We start from the raw sequence: 2,884 nt of genomic DNA, 5'->3' as shown, positions 1-2,884 counted from the left end.
CCCCCGTGCGGGAGGCGGCCCTTCGCTTCGGCGAGCCCGGACTACTTCAGCAACGTCAGCTTCGCGGTTTCCCGGACCCCGCCATCGGCCGTCAGGCGCAGCACGTAGACGCCGCTGGTCGCGACGCGCCCTGCCGCGTCTCGCCCGCCCCAGCTCGCCCGGTGCGTGCCGGCCTCGCGCCACCCACCGTCGAGCACGGCGACCAGCCGCCCCGCGAGGTCGTGGACCGCGAGCCTCACCTCCGACGCCGCCGCGAGCCGGTAGGTCACAACCGTCGCCGGGTTGAAGGGATTCGGATAGGCCGCCAACGGCGCCGGCGGCGCGGGCAGGTCCCCGGCGTCCGTCAGGTCGGGATGGGAATACGCCAGCACCACCTGGTCCATGCCGCTCACATCGCCGTAGACGTAGCCGGTCACGTACAGGGTGCCGCCAGGCGCCAGCGCGAGCGACCGCGCCTCGTCGGTCAGGTGGGCGGGGCCGTCGTAGCGGCGCGCCCAGCGCTGGGCGCCGGTGGTCGGGTCGTAGCCCAGGGTCGCAACGTCCCAGCTCGTGCCGGTGCCGTCGCTGAAGCCGGTGACCAGGATCTCGCCGCCGGAGCCGAACGCCACGCCGTTGGCCACGTCGTACCAGCCCTGCGGGCCGTTGTAGGTCGACAGCCAGGTCCGCGAGCCGTTCGCCCCGCTCAGCTTGACCGTCAGGTAGTCGCCGGCGGTGACGCCGACCACGACCAGGTCGCCGGCCGCATCCACGAGCATGCCGCCGGGATCGTCCGCGCGGGTGCCGTTGGTCCAGTCGATGCGCCACAACTGCAGCCCGTCGTCGCCGTCGAGCTTGGCGCAGAGCACGTCGTACGAGGTCGACGAGTGCCAGGCCTTGCCGGCCAGCAGCACGTCGCCGGCGCCGTCGATGCCGATCCAGCCGTCGCCGCTGGCGTCGTTGACCAGGCCGGTCGTGAGCACGCCCCACACCGGGCTGCCGTCGGCGCTGGCGTACTTCGCGGTCAGCAGCGAGGCGGTGCCGTTGGCGTTCTGGACCAGGCCCGTCACCACGGGGTCGCCGTCGGGGCCGACGGCCACGTCCAGGGCGCGGTCGTCGAGGCGGGCGGCGCCGCCGTCGAAGGCCGTCCACAGCAGCTCGCCGTCGACGTTGGCGAACTTCAGCAACGCGATCTCGTCCAGCCGCCCCGCGACGTTGACGCGGCCGGCGATGAAGATGTCCCCGGACCCGTCCAGGGCCAGGGCGTAGGCGGAATCGTTCTCGGCATTCGGCGAGGCGTAGGACTGGGACCAGAGAACCTCCCCGGTCGCATCGTCGAGCTTGAGCACGACGATGTCGTCACCGTGGCCTCACCCCACGCAGCCCAGGACATGCCCGGCCACGATCAAGTCACCCGCCTCGTCCCAGGCCAGGTCGGCGACCGACATGTCCGAGGCGTCGAAGGCCGGGATGCGGCGCGACCAGACCGGGACGCCGTCCTTGGCCGCCAGGCGGCGCACGAGGATGTCCGAGCCGCCGATGCCGTCGTGGCTGACGCCGGCCACCACGGCGTCGCCCGAGGCGTGGGCGACCACGACCCGGCCGTTGTCGTCCAGCGAGGCGCCGCTGTCCAGCAGCGACGACCAGGCGAACTGGGGCTCGGCCGTGGCCGCAAGCGGCAGCAACAGCAAGCCGATGCAGGCGAGGAACAAAGACGTTCTCATCGGATTTCTCCCAAATGCAGGATGATTCGACTCCGATTGTAATGCGCGCTCGACGCGCCGAACGGGAACTCCGACTAGTCTAGCAGAATATCAAGACTCATCCCAGCCCGCGGTTCGCGTTCTTGATTCTCTTTCTCGATTAGCGCGGCTCGGCCTGGAACACCTTTTTTTATTTGGGGCGACCCGGACCGATCGTTTACATTCGGGTCATCGGAAGTGGCGCCGCCACCCGAACGTTTTCCGGCCGGGACACCGAGACGGATCCGGCCGATCACCCGGCAAGGAGGAAGCATGAAGAAGTCCCTGTTGGTCCTGGTCGCGCTCACGGTGGTCTGCGCCGTGGTCGCCCAGGCTGCCGAGCCCACGATCATCGGCGTTCCCAAGTGCGTGATGTGCCACAAGGTCAAGACCGGCGACCAGGCGAAGATCTGGACCGAGTCGGCGCACGCCGGCGCCTTCGCCACCCTGAAGGGCGCGGCGGCCATCGCCATCGCCAAGGAGAAGGGCCTGGGCAATCCCTGGGAAGAGGCCGCCTGCCTGAAGTGCCACACCACGAAGGGCTTCCTGGGCGTCGCGCTCGAGGCCGCCACGAAGTGGGTGCCCGAGGAGGGCGTGGGCTGCGAGGCCTGCCACGGCGCCGGTTCGGAATACAAGTCCAAGGCCGTCATGGAGGATCACGCCGCCGCGGTCGCCGCCGGCATGAAGATCGGTGGCAAGGAGACCTGCGTGAAGTGCCACAACGCCGAGAGCCCGACGTTCAAGGCTTTCGACTACGACAAGATGTGGGCCCTGATCAAGCACCCGGTGCCCGAGGCCGCTGCGAAGTAATCCGCCCCATCGCCGGACGACGAAGCGGCCCCCGCACCCGCGGGGGCCGCTTCTCATTTTCGCATCAGATCGCCGGGGCGGCCTACACGTGCGGCGGCTCCGTCGGGCCGTCGCGCCGCGGCGTGCCCGGGTCCACCTTCTCGCGCCCGTCCATGACCGGCTCGTCCTGCGCCACCCGCGTGCGCACCGTATGGCGCTGCTCCACCAGCTTCACGGCCGGGTGCTCGTGCTCGAACATGCGCTGCGGCATCAGGCCGGTGATCCACGACGGGTTCATCGGGTAGATCCCCGGCATGAAGACCGTCGAGTACATGTGCCAGATCAGGATGGCCAGGAAGGCCAGCCAGGCCTCGTAG

Annotated in this window: 4 protein-coding genes; 1 reads left to right on the top strand and 3 read right to left on the bottom strand. The window is 69.9% G+C overall.

What is annotated here, in order from left to right:
- Nucleotides 1-41: 41 nt before the first annotated feature.
- Both Q7W29_12745 and Q7W29_12740 read right to left on the bottom strand, forming a co-directional pair.
- Nucleotides 42-1,325, bottom strand: a complete 1,284-nt coding sequence (locus tag Q7W29_12745) for a FlgD immunoglobulin-like domain containing protein (GenBank protein ID MDO9172686.1) — start codon at nt 1,323-1,325, stop codon at nt 42-44.
- A 21-nt stretch (nt 1,326-1,346) separates the two neighbouring features.
- On the bottom strand, nt 1,347-1,700 hold the full coding sequence (locus Q7W29_12740; protein ID MDO9172685.1) for a hypothetical protein: 354 nt from the start codon (nt 1,698-1,700) through the stop codon (nt 1,347-1,349).
- Nucleotides 1,701-1,991: 291 nt separating this feature from the next.
- On the opposite strand from Q7W29_12740, the gene Q7W29_12735 reads away from it, so the two are divergent.
- Nucleotides 1,992-2,528, top strand: a complete 537-nt coding sequence (locus Q7W29_12735) for a multiheme c-type cytochrome (protein MDO9172684.1) — start codon at nt 1,992-1,994, stop codon at nt 2,526-2,528.
- 82 nt (nt 2,529-2,610) lie between these two features.
- Here the strand turns inward: Q7W29_12735 and Q7W29_12730 are convergent.
- A partial coding sequence (locus Q7W29_12730) for a hypothetical protein (protein MDO9172683.1) occupies nt 2,611-2,884 on the bottom strand: 274 nt, incomplete at its 5' end.

This window comes from bacterium, from assembly GCA_030654305.1.
Lineage (GTDB): Bacteria > Krumholzibacteriota > Krumholzibacteriia > LZORAL124-64-63 > LZORAL124-64-63 > PNOJ01.
This window is presented reverse-complemented; position numbering and strand designations above follow the sequence as displayed.

Coding starts and splice junctions, on each gene's coding strand:
- Q7W29_12740 (MDO9172685.1), bottom strand. CDS start 1,700: ATGAGAACGTCTTTGTTCCTCGCCTGCATCGGCTTGCTGTTGCTGCCG.
- Q7W29_12735 (MDO9172684.1), top strand. CDS start 1,992: ATGAAGAAGTCCCTGTTGGTCCTGGTCGCGCTCACGGTGGTCTGCGCC.